Below are 14780 nucleotides of genomic sequence, written 5' to 3'. Positions count from 1 at the left end.
ATGAGACGTAGATGTCTTTTCTTTTTTATCATGCTAATGTTTTCTGTGTACGGCCGAAACTATTTTCATAGATGAAACGTTTTTCGGTAATATTATTACTCTTCCTCACTGCAATCGGAGAGATGACACCGGACCAGTCCAGTTCTAAAGCTACCCAGTTAATTCGTGTTAGCTACGGACTTAAGGACAACTACGAGTTTCTACGCATTTTAAATTCCACAATTAGCAATCGAGGAACAGAAGACCAAAAAAAATACTTCAAACGTTGTGTCCAACACCATATCGAATCAGAAATTCTCCATTTACAAATGGATTTAGGAAGATCATATTCTGAACTCCGAAGGACACAAAGCCTACTCATCCAACTTTACATTTTAGTTTTAGAGGATGAAATTGAGGAATTAGAAATTGAACTAGGTCGTCTGGCTAGGTTTGCCAATGGAAAAGAAAAAACAGAAACCAAATTATACCTTCGTTTAGGGTATCGTGAGATTGCGGTTGCTAAACAGAAATTACTGGTAGGAAAAAATATCAGACCTTATTTGTATTTGATGAAACTCCAAGAGTTGGCATATTCCTTAAAGTCACTCAAACAAGCAGAAAAATACATTGTCCTACTTGGGTTGTTACATGATTCCATTGGTGACTTTGATAAAGAAACTCGCACCTTTACTGAAATGGTTCATGAAGTAAATCGTATCATTTTTAATGATCGTGAAAAGTATTTACGTTTGCTCTATGATAGCAATTTTGATTCTTATGGATCCTTGGATTATTATGAACTCATTTGGAAACAACCAGATTTACATGAATTGGCATCAGGAATTCCCGGATTTGATCCGTCCTATGTAAGAAATCCAGAAGAAGCCACACCACCAAAATTTCAATAGTTATGCGATCATTCATTTGGGAATTTCCCCTCACTGCCGGATTTTCATTATTCTTATTTTTATTGTATCCGATTGTTTCCATTTTTTTTCCAGATTTGGTAGGGGTTTATTTTATAGCCACTCCCGGTGAATTTGCACCCATCAACTGGATTCTATCTACTTTTTTCCATGGATCGGGAGCTCATTTACTTTCTAATTTATTTTTCCTATTACTGCTCGGTCGCGTAGTGGAAAATCGTGTTGGTAAAGAAAGGTGGTTATTATTTTATTTTATGGCGGGTTTATTATCTGTGTTAGGCGATTCATTGGTTCGGGGTTTGATTTTGGGTGATCGAACTCCGATTGTCGGAGCCAGTGGTGCCATATCTGGTTTGGCTTCTGCCGCAACTTTACTTTCTCCGTTTCGTTTTCCCTTATCCAAAACAAAATCCATTCCTTTTCCGGTATTTTTATTCGGTTGGATGATGGTTTATTCTGATGTGACCAATTTGTTTGCGCGTGACCAAGTGGCACACTGGGCACATCTTGGTGGTTTTTTCTCAGTCTTTGTTACGAGTTATTTACTTGGTGATAAAGAAAGGCGAGAAATCAGGCAGGGCTTTCTATTAAACTTTACCTTTTTTACATTGACTATCATTCTTCTTTTTTTTATCAACAATAGGTAATGAACTTAAAATTTCGAGCTAAGGATTACAAATCCGATGACTCGTTTGAATCTGCAGAATACGAGTATTTTGGCAATGAAACAGAAGGTTGGGAAATCAAACGGAACGGCCAACCCTACCTACATTTAGGCCCTGGTTACATTCCTCTCAAAACCATTTCTTGTGGAGTTTGTTCCACTGATATAGACCGACGTTTTTTACCTTTTCCTTTGCCCCAAATCATTGGCCACGAAGTTCTTGCTGAAGGATTAGGTGAAAACCAAGGCAAACAATTTGTAGTCGAAATCAACGACACCTACGAAGCCAGGGGAGACCAAAACCCTGACCAATTTTGCAAGGAAGGAATTCCCACACATTCACCAGAAAGACGAGTTTTAGGAATCGATAGACTTCCTGGTGGATTTGGTCCTTATATTTTGGCGCCAATTCACGCGGCCATTTCTCTCGAAGGAGTATCTCCCAAAGCAGCTGTTTTAATGGAACCATTTGCGGCCGCCTTACAAGCCATCCTTGCCTCGCCTCCGAAACCAGGTGACCATGTAGCAGTACTTGGTCCACGCAGATTGGGGAGTTTGATTTTAGCGGCACTTGCATCTTATAGAAAAACCAACAAATCTGATTTTCGCATAACGGCAATCACAAGGCATGACCATTTGGTTACCCTATCAAAATCTATGGGGGCAGACGCCGTTGTTGATCTTCGCAAAACAGACATTAGTAACCTGAAAGATCAATTTGATATCGTTTACGACACAACTTCCACAACTTCAGGATTTGAATCGGCAATTCAAATTGCCAAAAGGGAAGTCCATTTAAAAACAACCAATGGACAAATTATGGCGGGGATTGCTCATCTGACAGAACTTGTGGTTGATGAACTTTCGATCCTTCCCTATTCAGATGCCAATGCACGTTTCCATTGGAAAAAAGAAAATCGTCATAACCAGAACGTATTTTTGTTTCCTGGTGTTTCAGAATCCATCAAAGAGAACTTAAAAAAACAATTCACTGTTTTTGAAGGAAGTGCTTCTGATGCTGAGAACATATTAAATTCGGAAAAATTTTCCAATCATTTGCCTCGATTTGATCTGGTAGTTGTTTCAAATCCAGAAGAGTTGAGTTTGGCAATTCGTCCCAATCCCAATCATGAAAATTCATTGGTTCGTCCAAGAGGAGCCATCCTCGTGGATACTAACAATGAAAACAAATGGTCAGAAGAAACAAAACTTGTTTCCAAGTTTTTTTCTGAAGGAAAAGAAATTCATAGCTCCCGTTGTGGAGACTTTCATATGGCGATTTCTTTACTTCGAGACAATCCAGAAATCACCAAGGCTTTAGAAACCAATTTGATTTCTCATCGTTTTTCTTCTGACCAATTGGAATTGGCTTATGCTACTGCAAAAGATCCTTCCAGTGTCAAAGTAGTGGTCGATTTTAATTAAGTTTATGCCAGAAGTGAAAAAAATCCATACATCTCTTGGCCCTGTTCTGAATTTCGTTGAAGATGGGCTTTGGGAAATTGATCTTACCAATCTCAGAATTTTTTTTGGTCTATCGATTTTATCTCGTACCATTGGAGAAGAGATCGGAAACCAATTAAACTCTCTTCCTGGTGATTTGTCTTTTACCTACAAAATCAATCCTAATATCAATCACGAGTTGGTTGATATGCACATCCAACATGTGCAAGTATTTGCCAGAGCCGGAATTTTAAAAGATTGGGTATTGTTCCGAGAAGAATTTGAAGAAAACCTAAGGTTTGTATTTGGTTCTTTCCAACAACAGTCAGTTGCCAAAAAAATTCATCCAGAGTTTTACGGTGAAGATCCAAATAGAAATGCATCCGTTGCTCTTTTATTTCCATTTGAAACTGAGTTTATCCACGAATCTGGGTATTACATATTAATGGAAAGAGTTGCCAGTCAATATCGAATTGGTGATTTTTTTCTTCGCATAACAATTGATACAAGAGAAGACGGATGTTTGAATTTAAGTAATATTAAACATGAAATCATTAGCGATGCGCATACAAGGACTTATATTGCCGGTGCTTCCAAAATTAGTGAATCACTCAGTACTGGAATTATTAACGCCGCACAAAAAGGAGAAACTTTTTACGAAGAGGAAAATAGCCACTTTAGTAAGGTATTTTCACAAATTGAAAAAACGCCTTTGGGCAAACTCACAAACATTAATTTTTATTGGGAAGAACAATACAGAAATTTGATTTTAAGTTCGGATCCAAGTGTTCCTCTTTCGATTCTTAAAAAATTGTTCCTACTTTTGGAAGATTCTTCTGCCTCTAAAAAAATCAAAGAAGGAAATACAATCCGCGCTATCATTGGAAAGGTTTCAGTTTATGTTGATCTTTCGCGTTTGGATCGTGTATTAAATTTTAGTATTAACGGCAAAAGAACCTTACTTGATTCCAATTTTTATCTAAAACGAATGCCTCTTTTGGAAGAGATTGCCAATGGGAAAGGGCATAACTTTAATTTTTATGGTGTTCATATTTTTTTAATCCATCACATTACTTCCGAAATCATTTCTCTAATTGAAACGTTCAGAAGGTTAAAAGTAAGTTCGTTGGATGTCGCCTTTGTTAAGTATGGTGGTAATATCCCACCAGTGTATTTGGATATTTTATTAGACATTCCGACCGAATCTTTCTTTATGGCAGGTCTTGAGTTTAAACTGACAAAAAACAACACTCCTTACTACGGAGTATCTCCTTTGTATAGTGGCTTTGAAAATCATTCTACATTCCGCCACAAATTAGAAGAAGCAAAGTTAGGTTTTTTCGATGCTATGCGAAGATTGGCCATATTTTTGTTTTTAAACAAATTGTTATCCATCATTTCCAAAAATGGAAAAATGCTTTTGATTGAAGATGGGGGTTATGTAGCACCTATTCTAAATGAACGTGCGTTAGATGGTATTTCTTTTGGAGCTGTTTTGGATGAATTTTGGGTAGAATCAAAGGATAATACATTCAGAAACAAACCATTCGGTGAAATTTTAAAATCTTATGTGATTGGAACAGTTGAACACACCAGAAATGGTTATGATCGTTTGGTAAAAGTCAAAGAAGACAAAAAGGAATTATTTTTGCCTGCTTTTTCCATCGCCATTTCAAAAGAAAAAACTCAAGAAGAATCTAAGGAAGTGGCACGTTCGATTCTGAATGCCTTGGACAATACTTTACATGGAGTTGGAAAGGTTCTATCTAAGAGAAAATTACTTCTTCTTGGATCGAAAGGAAACATCGGTGGGTTTTTGAAAAAATACCTAATCGGCGGATTTCTTCACGAAAATAATTTAGATATTTTGGAAGTAGATAAAAAGTTCGAATCTGAATCCACGTATGTGAAATCAGATTTTACTCATGTAACGGATCTAGAGTTTGCCGAGATAGATTTGATCATTGGTGTGACAGGAGAATCCATCATTACGCCAAAACATTGGGAATCTTGGCTTTTGAATAGTAAACACAAACAACTGTTCATTGCATCTGGTTCCACAAAAACTGTAGAGTTTGCCGGTCTGATCAAATGGACCAATGAACTGAATCTTTCGCACGATCCAATGTTAGGTGGTGAAAAAATGGAAATTTCTTTTTCAAGAATTTTAGATCCACAAACTCAAATGGATTTAGGTTCTCGAATTTTATTTAAAGTACCAAAAAAAGAAATTCAAAAAGAAGTATTTTTAATTAGCGATGGAAGTCCGGTAAACTTTTTATTTTTCGGTGTACCGACAGAATCCATGGATCCAATCATTTCTCAACTTGCGAGTGTATCTTTAGGTATGGTAAATGATTATAAAACGAATTTGCTTCCAAAAGCAGATTTATATGCCGTCGACCATCAAATCAATGTTTGGGGAAAGTTTTTGTGAGTAAACATGGATTTTTTCAAATCACTCAGAAGTTATTCCTTCGTAATGGCGAAAACTTACTCGTTTTACGTGATAGGAAATCTGGGCATGGAGATCTTCCTGGTGGCAGGATGAATGAAGATGAATTTTTTACAGACTGGTCTGAAAGTATTTTCCGCGAAGTTTCAGAAGAATTGGGTGAACAAATTAAAATTGATGTAAACCCAGAGCCAATTTTTATTCATAAACATATGGTAAACGAGGGAAATATCCCTTGTGTCATTGTTGCTTATACTGCCAATTTAATTGCCGGTGATATTCAATTATCAGAAGAACATGATTTTATGGACTGGGTAAATATAAAAACCTTTGATCCATCTAAACTTTTTTCGGAGTATATGTTGGAAGCAGTCCAACTCTATTTAAAAAAATATGCATAATTTATACGTTCCACCTTATAAAATTCTTCTATTCATAGTTTTGTTTGGATTCGGTTATTTTTCTGCTTCTTTATTGAAAAATGATCAGACCAATTTGCCGAAGTTTGATTTACCTAAACCAGACATTAGTTTTGATTTTAACATTAATTTAGATTTCAATTTTAGCAAACCAGAAGTTGATGAAGAAATTACAAAACCAACAGTTCCATGGACACAAGTATCCATTCAAACAAACGGAACGGATCGAAAGTATGGAAACTTAGTTGGGATTCAATTAGTTTTAAAACCGGAAGATTTTGTAAAAGAAGAATGGTGGAAAGAACGAATCGAAGAAACCTTAAACAAAGGTAAAACTTCTGGAATTTTTGATCGTAAAACTATCGTTATCTTTCCTGAACATACTGGTACAGGATTATTGTATCTAGATGAAAAATCTAGATTTATAACTGCAGATTCTTTGGAATCAGCTTTAAAAACCAAAGGAGAAAATTTTACATTTTCAGATTTGGTTTATTTAAAAGCCGAAAAAATGGTAGAAGTTTATGTTCGCACTTTTTCTGCATTGGCGAAACAATACAATGTTCCTATTCTAGCTGGAACTATTATTTTACCAAATCCTAAAATCGTAAAAGGTAACCTAGTCATTGATCCAAAAGGTCCGTTGTATAATGTTGCCATTCCATTTTCAGCAGATGGGAAACTTATGGATCCGCTGGTTAAAAAATCCCTTCTTACAGAAGAAGAAATAGGTATTTTTTCCCCTGGTGAACCAACACAAGATCGGGTTTGGATTGTACCTGGATGGAAGGTTGCAATTTTTATTGGCCAGGAAGTTTTTGATCAGAACCTTTACAACCGACTTGTCGGAAAACCAATTGATGGTTTGATCTCACCTTCTTCCTCATTTCCAAATATGAAATGGCAAAACTTTGATTTAGAAGATGTTAATGTTTGGAAACGAGAAGGGATGTCAAAATACATTAAATCAACAAAAGCCCAAGATCTTGTACAAGTGTTTATGTCTGGGCACTTATTTGGAAAATCTTGGAATGGAAAAACATTTAACCTCAGGGACTTTTCCAATGAAGACCAGGTGGGATCGGTAGAAAGCCCTACAATCTTAAATTTGTACTTTTAGTTTTCTGGGCATTGTTCTGGTTTTTTAGATTTTTAATTTTAGGACCAGGCCTAAAATCGATTTGACAGGGCATTCCTTTCCCCAAAAATTTTCAGAGTTATGCCACAGAAGTCCCTTCCCAAAAATGAGTTCTATGTAAAATGCCCTTTGTATTCTAAAGGACTCTCTATTTGTCCTAGTTCCAAAGATCGTTTACAAACAGAGGATTTAGAAAGGCTAACTTCACACTGTATTACGGATACTTACAAAACTTGTGATATCTTTTCTGCTAAAAAAGAAAAGGAACAGGCAGCCTAACCATCACTCAGTTTTCTTACTTTTTTGAAATAGTCGTAAATCATCCAGTCTTCTGCTGAAAAATTAAGATCGTCTAATACTAGTTCGCCTCGTTTACTTTCGTAAACGATTCTATCACCAGCAACTCCCCATAACCTTTCAATAAAAAATGGAAAATGTTCCTTTTTCCCAGAAACCTTCCATTTCATTGGTTGGTTGGGATCGTTTTGGTTGGTGGCGATAAATTCATCTTTTCCACTCATTCTCCAGGAGAAAGCTTCACGAGTGACAATCGGAATTCCTCGATTGATTGAGGGATTTTTTCCCTGATGGTAGATGACTTCTTTCAAATAAAGATCACCAATTTTTCCCCCAACCACATATCCGGAAATTCCATTATTATAATAAAATCTTGGTAAGACAATGTCTTTGGAAAGGAGGTTCACTCGTTTGGATTCTAAGTTTAAAAAAAATAAATTATACGATCCACCAATCCCTGACCAAACCAAAAATTCATTACCAATTGATGTTATGTGAAAATGTGTTTTGAGTTTTGGGTAAGGAGTAGGAAATACATCCCCTACAATATATTTTTCTGGTTTAGAAATTTTGTCTGTTTTTTCGACAAACAATTGGTTTTCAAAAAAATACAATAACAAGTCACCTGAATTGGTAATCGCCATTCCTGTTTTACAAGGGATGTGAACAATTGATTCATGTTCTAGTGAAGAATCAGTAGTGGAATAACCAAATAAGGCACAACCCCCATATTGTTTTAGGGGATATTGAACCGCCACAAACTTTCCGTTAGCTGATATTTGTATCGAATCTGGCCTTAGTTTTAATTCAATGGAATTGCGACTGTCATTTACCAAATCTTTAAAATATAGAGTTTTGTTTTCTGTCCAAATGATTTTGGTTCTATCTTCGGAAAGTGCGAACAAACGAGGTTGGTTTGGTTTATTTTTTGATAGGACTTCTGAGGTTGGGCGATTGGCTGAGAGTCTATCTTGTAATAGAGCCAGGGCTTTTTCGTATTTTTCTTTTGAAATTAAATCTTCGATTTCCGAGACTAAGGATTCATGTTTGGATTGGCAAGAGAAAAGAAATAAAACAAAAACAGAGATTAAAAAAGAAAATAATTTCACTGAGACTCCAAAAATTCTCGAATTTCTTCGGCATGGATTTCTTTAGAAAATAACTCCATAGCAGTTTTGCCAACACGTTTTGTGTCATAATAGGCAAATGTCCCTGTTACTACTGCGCCACCAATCGGAATCCAACGAGCAAATTGTTTACGGATGATGGATTTGGATATCATTAAACCCAATTTTTCCAAAACAGTTTGAAATGCCCTAACAGTCGTTGGGCGAATTAAAATTTTAAGGGACGATTCTTCTATGATTTTTCGAAATACCTGTGTTCCTCCATGTTTGAAAAGACAGTAGAGTAACAATTCTTTTGTGACTTGGACTTCCTTTCCATAGAGGGCAGCAATGTCTAAAATCAAATGCCCTTGGATTCGGTACACCAAAAGTAACTCAGGGAGAATACTGAGAATCCCCAAAGGGCCAGGAGGGAGAGAACATGTGGCGCTCACGAGCCCCGATTTAAAAGAAGCATTTTGAACCAATTCTTGGATGAGATTGTCTGGAGGTTGGATTGTGGGCGCATAAGGACTTCTGTAGTCCTCTAGACCTGCAAATAATTCAATTAGACCCTCTAAAAAACCTTCGGATTTGACCTGAGATGGTGTTTCGTTCACGGGTTTCTGAATTCCACGTTAGATTTTGGTTTATCAAAAACAGGCATTCTATATCCTTTCCATAGACATGATAGATAGATTGAAAAAAATTCAAGAAAAATACCTGCGTATCGAGGATGAGCTCGCCAAAGCCACCGCATCTGATACATTGAAGAATCTATCGAAAGAAAGATCTCGCCTAACGCCCGTATATACAAAAGCTGATGAATATTTAAAAATAACTAAAGATTGCAGTGATGCAAAATCACTTCTTGAATCCGAAAATGACCCTGATATGCATGCCATGTTGAAATCGGAAATCGAAGAAGGTGAAAAAAGGTTAGAAGAGTTAGCCAAAGAACTTGAAATCATGTTATTACCTCCAGATCCAAATTCAGGAAAAAGTATCCTAGTGGAAATTCGTGCTGGAACTGGTGGAGAAGAATCAGGATTGTTTTGTGCAGATTTATTTAGAATGTACAACAAATATGCTGATAAACAGGGAATTAGAGCAGAAATCATCGATGCCAGTCCGACGGGGATCGGTGGATTTAAAGAGATTGTATTTTCATTAGATGACGATAAAGCTTATGATTTATTCAAATTTGAATCAGGCACCCATCGAGTACAAAGGATTCCTGAAACAGAGTCTGGGGGAAGGATTCATACTTCCGCAGTAACGGTTGCTATACTTCCAGAAGCAGAAGAAAAAGAAGTAGAAATTAGAGAAAGTGACCTCAGAATTGACGTATATCGGTCGTCAGGTGCTGGTGGTCAGCACGTCAACACAACGGACTCTGCTGTTAGGATCACACATATTCCTACTGGCATCGTAGTTGCTTCCCAGGAAGAACGTTCTCAAATTAAAAACCGCGATAAAGCAATGCGGGTTTTACGTGCAAGGATAGTTGACCAAATGGCCGATGCCGCAAAACAAAGCGCAGATGCTTTGAAAAAGGCACAAGTAGGGTCAGGGGATCGGTCAGAACGAATTCGAACGTATAACTTTCCGCAAGGACGTTGTACAGATCATAGAATTGGTTTTACAAGCCATAATTTACCTTCCATTATGGAAGGTGATTTAGATGAGTTGATTGATGCTTTAGTACAAGAAGACAGATCCAAACGATTGGCAGAAGCGAAAGCGTAAAAATCTTTCCAAATTTTCTTGGAATTCGATTGATTCGGGCCGGTTGAATGTTATATAAAGTAGGTCAGGAAATTTCTTAAATGAATCAATTGAAAAGTATAATCGTTCTTCTTCTTTTCGTAAGTTTTTTATTTGGGAATTGTAGACCTGTCGATGACAATGATCCATTAAGCGATAACCTGGTTTATTTTCTCCTTTTGAATGCAATTGCCAATGGGAGGGAAGAAAACTGTTTTTTTTCTCCGAATGGTAGCGGAGATGCATTGTATAATGACCAGTGGCATTTACGAAATATTGGTCAACTTGGTGGCACTGTTGGTGAGGATGCTAATGTCAATAGCATTTGGAATCAAGGAACGTCTGGAAACCAAGTCATTGTCAGTGTTGTAGATGATGGTCTGGACATTCGACATGAAGATCTATCTGCAAATATTTCTGTCACCGCTCGCGGGTTAAATCTTCTCAATAGTACAATTTATCCCACACATTCTTATTCTACAAGTTTCCATGGAACTGCTGTTGGTGGAGTGATTGCCGCTAGAGGTAATAATGGGGTTGGTGTTCGTGGAGCTGCCCCTTGCTCAAAGTTAGTTGGTGTTAATATTTTAGAAAAATCTACAATTTATTCTTCTGATGAATATAGGGCTATGATCAATGAGGCGGCTCGCGTTTCCATTTCTAATAATAGTTGGGGTTCACCTGATGGATATGGTTGGCTTTGGCCTGCAAGTTCTCTTTGGCAACAAGGTGTGAGAGAAGGTTTACTCACAGGGAAGGCTGGAAAGGGATCTGTCTATGTTTGGGCTGCAGGAAATGGAGCCAACGGCGGAACCGTTGCTTCACCAGTTCTTGTGGACAATGCGAATTATGACGGCCAAGCGAATTTTTATGGTGTGATGGCCATTGGTGGGATAGGTCAAGATGGAAAGAAGGCCAGTTACTCAGAATCCGGTGCCAATCTTTGGGCTGTGGCACATACACAAGGAAACAATGCGACTGCCTATACCACTGCTATATCAACGACGGATGCAACGGGAAGTTTTGGACTCAATACGGGAGCTAGTTCCGGAGACTATTCACAAGCAAGTTATACAAAAAAATTCAATGGAACTTCATCGGCGACACCTTTGGCAGCTGGAGTGATTGCTCTTTTGTTAAGTCAATATCCCAATTTATCATGGCGTGATGTAAGAGAGTTGGTTGCTTATTCTGCCAGAAAAAATGACCCAACAGATACTGATTGGAGTACGAATGGAGCTGGTTTAAATATCAATCATAAGTATGGTTTTGGTGCAGTAGATGCTACAAGTTTACTCTCAAGGGCTAGTACTTGGACTCCCATCACAGCAAATTCTTCTTCTATTACTTTGACAGCACTCACACCAAATACACCTATTCCTGACAATGATTTAGTGACAGGAGCCACGGTAAACTATCCAGTGAGTACGGGTTTTTCTTATACTGAATATGTTGATCTTGAATTTACTTCAAATCACACATACTTTCCGGAGTTGTATATCCTGGTTATCTCGCCAAGTGGAACGATAAGTTTTTTAGCAGAACCACATGGTTGTGTCAATCCATATAGCAATACTTTTTGTTCAACAGGAAACACATCCATTGCTACGATGACAGGATCTTCCACTTACCGGTTTGGGTTGGCTCGAAATTTAGGAGAGAATCCTAATGGAACTTGGATCATTCGAGTTTATGATGCAAGTGCTACCGATACAGGATCAATTAATTCAGTTCAATTACGAATTTATGGAAGGTAAACCAATGGTTATGTTAAGATCTAAAAACAAACTTTTTAATTATTGGATTTTCCTACTAATATTAGTTTGTTCGACTTTTTTTTCGGTAGGTGCTGAACCGAAAGAACCACCTAACTCAATTACCTTTATAGAAGGTGGAGTTCGGAAAACATTCTATCGAAATCCAAATGTAACTGCTGAATTTGTGACGCCCGAGCAAACACAGAACAACCAACAAAAAAACCAAGGAAAACAGGGAATCAAATCAGGGTGGAATGTTCGACCTTCAGGAAAGGAACTTTTTCCAAAATCATCTAAATCTTCAGTTACCACTAAAGTAACTGAAGTATATACCACTTCTATCGGTTCTGGTCCAAGTATTGTGTTACCTGGAGTTTTAATTGTTACCTTTGCAAGGGATCAAACACCAGAGTCTTTGGAACGAATCTCTAAAAAATATGGAATTCAAATTCAACATCAGTTCTCACCGAAACTCGTAAGTTTTCAAACGGAACCAGGATTTTTGTCTCTAGAAAAAGCTAATGAAGTTCTTTCTGAACCGAATGTATTAGAAGCTTACCCAGATACAGCTGTTGAAAAAAGTCTGAAATAATTTCGCATAATAAGAGTTTGGCTACATTGCTAAATAAAAATACATCAACTTCAAAATTTCCTGTTTTCGGACTGGTTTTGATACATAAGATGTAATCCCAGCTAAAAAACTTTTGCTAATATCTTCTTTTTGAACATTAGCGGAAATAGCAATGATAGGAATGGAATTGGTTGCAGTTGTTTGATTCGCTAATTCAATTTTTCTAATTTCTCTAGTTGCTTCTAACCCATCCATTTCTGGCATTTGCATGTCCATTAAAATGATATCAAACTTCTGCGACTTAAAATTTTCTAAGGCTTGTTTCCCATTATAAGCCGTAATAATTTCAATTGGGTATTTACGAAAAAATGTTTTAATGATAAAAATATTTTCTTCTGAGTCTTCTGCCAACAGGACTTTACAAGTTGGAAAATGTTCAGGTTCTGGTAATTCTAAGTTCAACCAATGTTGGTTGATTCCTGATATACGTTTGATAAATCCTTCGTATGGGATTTCGAAAATAAAGTTGGATCCGGCACCAACTTGGCTGACTACAGAAATGTCTCCGCCCATCAGTTGGATTAATTTTTTTGTGATGGTAAGTCCAAGACCAGTCCCACCGTACTTTCTAGTCGTAGAACTATCTACCTGTGTGAAACTTTCGAATATAGATGTAATTTTTTCTACAGGAATACCAATCCCAGTGTCTTTAACTGAAATTTTAAGATTTTTTTTGTTTTCGCATAACGAAGTAGTGACTGTAATTTTTCCTTTTTCAGTAAACTTCATTGCATTGCCTAATAAATTGATAAGTACTTGTTGTAACCTAGTAGAATCTCCCGCAATACTTTCTGCAATGTCATCTTCCACATGAAATTCAATTTCGATTCCTTTTGCCTTAGCTTTCATTAAAAATAAAGATATAGTTTCACTCATTAGATTTCGGATAGAGAAATGGATATGTTCCATTTCAAATTTACCTGATTCAATCCGAGATAAATCTAGTATATCATTAATGATATTGAATAAAGCCTTTCCTGAATTACGAAGAACGGTTAAATACTCTTGTTGTTCTGTTGTTAACTCAGTTTCGTTTAAAGTGTCTGTCATTCCTAGAATTGCATTTAAAGGTGTTCGAATTTCATGGCTCATCGAAGCCAAAAAATCTGTTTTTGCTTGGGATGCTTTTTGGGCGTCAACTTCTCTTTGGTTGGCTAAAGACATCTGTTCCCGCAAAAGTTTTTCTCGAACCACTTGTTGCGAGACATCAGAAATTTGAATCATACAAAAACGATCTGTTTCACCTTCTATGGAAATAGGAATGATATGTAAATATTGATAAATTCTTTCATTTAGTTCTCTTTTTTTATCGTTATCATAAAGAGGAAATGGAAAAGGATTTAAAGTATGAGTCAAAATAGAGTATTGAGAATAATTTAAACAAAGTTCAATAGACTTGAATGTTCGTGTATCTTTGAGTCCAGGAAAAATATTCAAAAAAGAAGAATGTTCTAGTTCTGCTTCATTGAATCCTGAACTTTTTAAAAACCAGCTATTTGCTAAAACGATATTTAGCTTTTGATCCAGAATTAGAATGCCAATTCCGGATTTTTTTATTATTGTTAATAAGTGTTTTTCGCTAAGAGAATTCACTGTTTTAACTTTTCAATGAGTACTCTAGAAAGGTTTTTGATACTATCGAAGTTTAAGATAAAAAATATATAGCCTTTGATATCTTTACCTTTGAGTTTATAATCAATAAAAACCAAAAGGATGGAATTGTCTTTTTGAGGGCTACGTTGGATGATCAGATCTTGGTATTTACCAGTGAAAAATTCTGGAACCTGCGTTTCTATATTATAATTTGAAAGTTTGGCCAAATTTGATAATATCGCATTTAGGATGATGTTTCCAATTTCACTCAGCGCATCTTTTTCAAACTGAGATACTTCATTTAATGCAATATAATCTTTCATCATCATCCTGACAATTTCCAAACTAGCACTTTTATGAAATAATAAAAAAGCCGATCCGTCTCCAATACCTCCAACAAACTTCTGTTCAATGGTGCATACATCTTGGTTGTATAGATGTTCAATTTTTTTAGCCTCATCGGCTGTTATCAGTTGTAAACTTGGAACAGTAAGTAAAATTTCGTCAGATATCATTTCCCCCATTAATTTTGCGGCACCACCCAAACTGATATTGAATAATTCGCATAACGAGTCTTTTTCTAGAGGTGATAAGGATTTCAT

14 protein-coding genes are annotated in these 14780 nt (G+C 36.5%); 10 read left to right on the top strand and 4 right to left on the bottom strand.

Annotated features, from left to right (window positions below; genetic code table 11):
* Positions 1-71 precede the first annotated feature (71 nt).
* The 7 genes from EHQ24_RS10395 (at position 72) to EHQ24_RS10365 (ending at position 7306) form a co-directional block, all read left to right on the top strand.
* A complete protein-coding gene (locus tag EHQ24_RS10395) occupies positions 72-890 on the top strand; it encodes an adhesin OmpL37 family surface protein (RefSeq protein ID WP_135601573.1) in 819 nt (272 codons plus the stop codon).
* A 2-nt stretch (positions 891-892) separates the two neighbouring features.
* A complete protein-coding gene (locus tag EHQ24_RS10390) occupies positions 893-1555 on the top strand; it encodes a rhomboid family intramembrane serine protease (RefSeq protein WP_135601572.1) in 663 nt (220 codons plus the stop codon).
* Positions 1555-2997, top strand: a complete 1443-nt coding sequence (locus EHQ24_RS10385) for an MDR/zinc-dependent alcohol dehydrogenase-like family protein (protein WP_135601571.1) — start codon at positions 1555-1557, stop codon at positions 2995-2997. The genes EHQ24_RS10390 and EHQ24_RS10385 overlap by 1 nt, the downstream gene beginning before the upstream one ends.
* 4 nt (positions 2998-3001) lie before the next feature.
* The gene (locus EHQ24_RS10380; protein ID WP_135601570.1) at positions 3002-5452 is read left to right on the top strand and encodes a hypothetical protein; all 2451 of its coding nucleotides are present in this window, start codon (positions 3002-3004) and stop codon (positions 5450-5452) included.
* Positions 5449-5871, top strand: a complete 423-nt coding sequence (locus EHQ24_RS10375) for an NUDIX hydrolase (protein ID WP_135601569.1) — start codon at positions 5449-5451, stop codon at positions 5869-5871. Before EHQ24_RS10380 ends, EHQ24_RS10375 begins: the two co-directional genes overlap by 4 nt.
* Positions 5864-7009, top strand: coding sequence for a carbon-nitrogen hydrolase family protein (locus EHQ24_RS10370; RefSeq protein ID WP_135601568.1), 1146 nt, complete (start codon positions 5864-5866; stop codon positions 7007-7009). The genes EHQ24_RS10375 and EHQ24_RS10370 overlap by 8 nt, the downstream gene beginning before the upstream one ends.
* Before the next feature lie 99 nt (positions 7010-7108).
* Positions 7109-7306, top strand: coding sequence for a hypothetical protein (locus EHQ24_RS10365; protein WP_135588290.1), 198 nt, complete (start codon positions 7109-7111; stop codon positions 7304-7306).
* On the opposite strand, the gene EHQ24_RS10360 is transcribed toward EHQ24_RS10365, so the two are convergent.
* Both EHQ24_RS10360 and EHQ24_RS10355 read right to left on the bottom strand, forming a co-directional pair.
* Entirely contained in the window at positions 7303-8433 is a 1131-nt protein-coding gene (locus tag EHQ24_RS10360; protein ID WP_135601567.1) for a hypothetical protein, read from the bottom strand. The two genes, EHQ24_RS10365 and EHQ24_RS10360, sit on opposite strands and share 4 nt — an antisense overlap.
* On the bottom strand, positions 8430-9050 hold the full coding sequence (locus EHQ24_RS10355; RefSeq protein ID WP_135601566.1) for an EcsC family protein: 621 nt from the start codon (positions 9048-9050) through the stop codon (positions 8430-8432). Before EHQ24_RS10355 ends, EHQ24_RS10360 begins: the two co-directional genes overlap by 4 nt.
* 67 nt (positions 9051-9117) lie before the next feature.
* Here EHQ24_RS10355 and prfA point away from each other — a divergent pair, with 67 nt between their 5' ends.
* The 3 genes from prfA (at position 9118) to EHQ24_RS10340 (ending at position 12546) form a co-directional block, all read left to right on the top strand.
* Positions 9118-10179: a peptide chain release factor 1 gene (prfA, locus tag EHQ24_RS10350; protein ID WP_135601565.1), complete on the top strand. Its 1062-nt coding sequence runs from the start codon at positions 9118-9120 to the stop codon at positions 10177-10179.
* Between the two features lie 80 nt (positions 10180-10259).
* Positions 10260-11954: a S8 family serine peptidase gene (locus EHQ24_RS10345; protein ID WP_135601564.1), complete on the top strand. Its 1695-nt coding sequence runs from the start codon at positions 10260-10262 to the stop codon at positions 11952-11954.
* A gap of 10 nt (positions 11955-11964) precedes the next feature.
* Positions 11965-12546, top strand: a complete 582-nt coding sequence (locus EHQ24_RS10340) for a hypothetical protein (protein ID WP_135601563.1) — start codon at positions 11965-11967, stop codon at positions 12544-12546.
* Positions 12547-12567: 21 nt separating this feature from the next.
* On the opposite strand, the gene EHQ24_RS10335 is transcribed toward EHQ24_RS10340, so the two are convergent.
* Positions 12568-14178, bottom strand: coding sequence for an ATP-binding protein (locus tag EHQ24_RS10335; protein WP_135601562.1), 1611 nt, complete (start codon positions 14176-14178; stop codon positions 12568-12570).
* Complete coding sequence (locus EHQ24_RS10330) at positions 14175-14780, bottom strand: chemotaxis protein CheX (protein ID WP_135601561.1); 606 nt, start codon at positions 14778-14780, stop codon at positions 14175-14177. The genes EHQ24_RS10335 and EHQ24_RS10330 overlap by 4 nt, the downstream gene beginning before the upstream one ends.

Source organism: Leptospira noumeaensis (genome assembly GCF_004770765.1).
GTDB lineage: Bacteria > Spirochaetota > Leptospiria > Leptospirales > Leptospiraceae > Leptospira_A > Leptospira_A noumeaensis.
The sequence above is the reverse complement of the archived record's forward strand: the minus strand, read 5'-3'. Positions and strand labels throughout refer to the sequence as shown.

What these genes read in the sequence shown, in the direction of transcription:
- EHQ24_RS10395 (WP_135601573.1), top strand. Translation starts at nt 72, where the DNA reads ATGAAACGTTTTTCGGTAATATTATTACTCTTCCTCACTGCAATCGGA.
- EHQ24_RS10390 (WP_135601572.1), top strand. Translation starts at nt 893, where the DNA reads ATGCGATCATTCATTTGGGAATTTCCCCTCACTGCCGGATTTTCATTA.
- EHQ24_RS10385 (WP_135601571.1), top strand. Translation starts at nt 1,555, where the DNA reads ATGAACTTAAAATTTCGAGCTAAGGATTACAAATCCGATGACTCGTTT.
- EHQ24_RS10380 (WP_135601570.1), top strand. Translation starts at nt 3,002, where the DNA reads ATGCCAGAAGTGAAAAAAATCCATACATCTCTTGGCCCTGTTCTGAAT.
- EHQ24_RS10370 (WP_135601568.1), top strand. Translation starts at nt 5,864, where the DNA reads ATGCATAATTTATACGTTCCACCTTATAAAATTCTTCTATTCATAGTT.
- EHQ24_RS10365 (WP_135588290.1), top strand. Translation starts at nt 7,109, where the DNA reads ATGCCACAGAAGTCCCTTCCCAAAAATGAGTTCTATGTAAAATGCCCT.
- prfA (WP_135601565.1), top strand. Translation starts at nt 9,118, where the DNA reads ATGATAGATAGATTGAAAAAAATTCAAGAAAAATACCTGCGTATCGAG.
- EHQ24_RS10345 (WP_135601564.1), top strand. Translation starts at nt 10,260, where the DNA reads ATGAATCAATTGAAAAGTATAATCGTTCTTCTTCTTTTCGTAAGTTTT.
- EHQ24_RS10340 (WP_135601563.1), top strand. Translation starts at nt 11,965, where the DNA reads ATGTTAAGATCTAAAAACAAACTTTTTAATTATTGGATTTTCCTACTA.
- EHQ24_RS10330 (WP_135601561.1), bottom strand. Translation starts at nt 14,780, where the DNA reads ATGAAATCCTTATCACCTCTAGAAAAAGACTCGTTATGCGAATTATTC.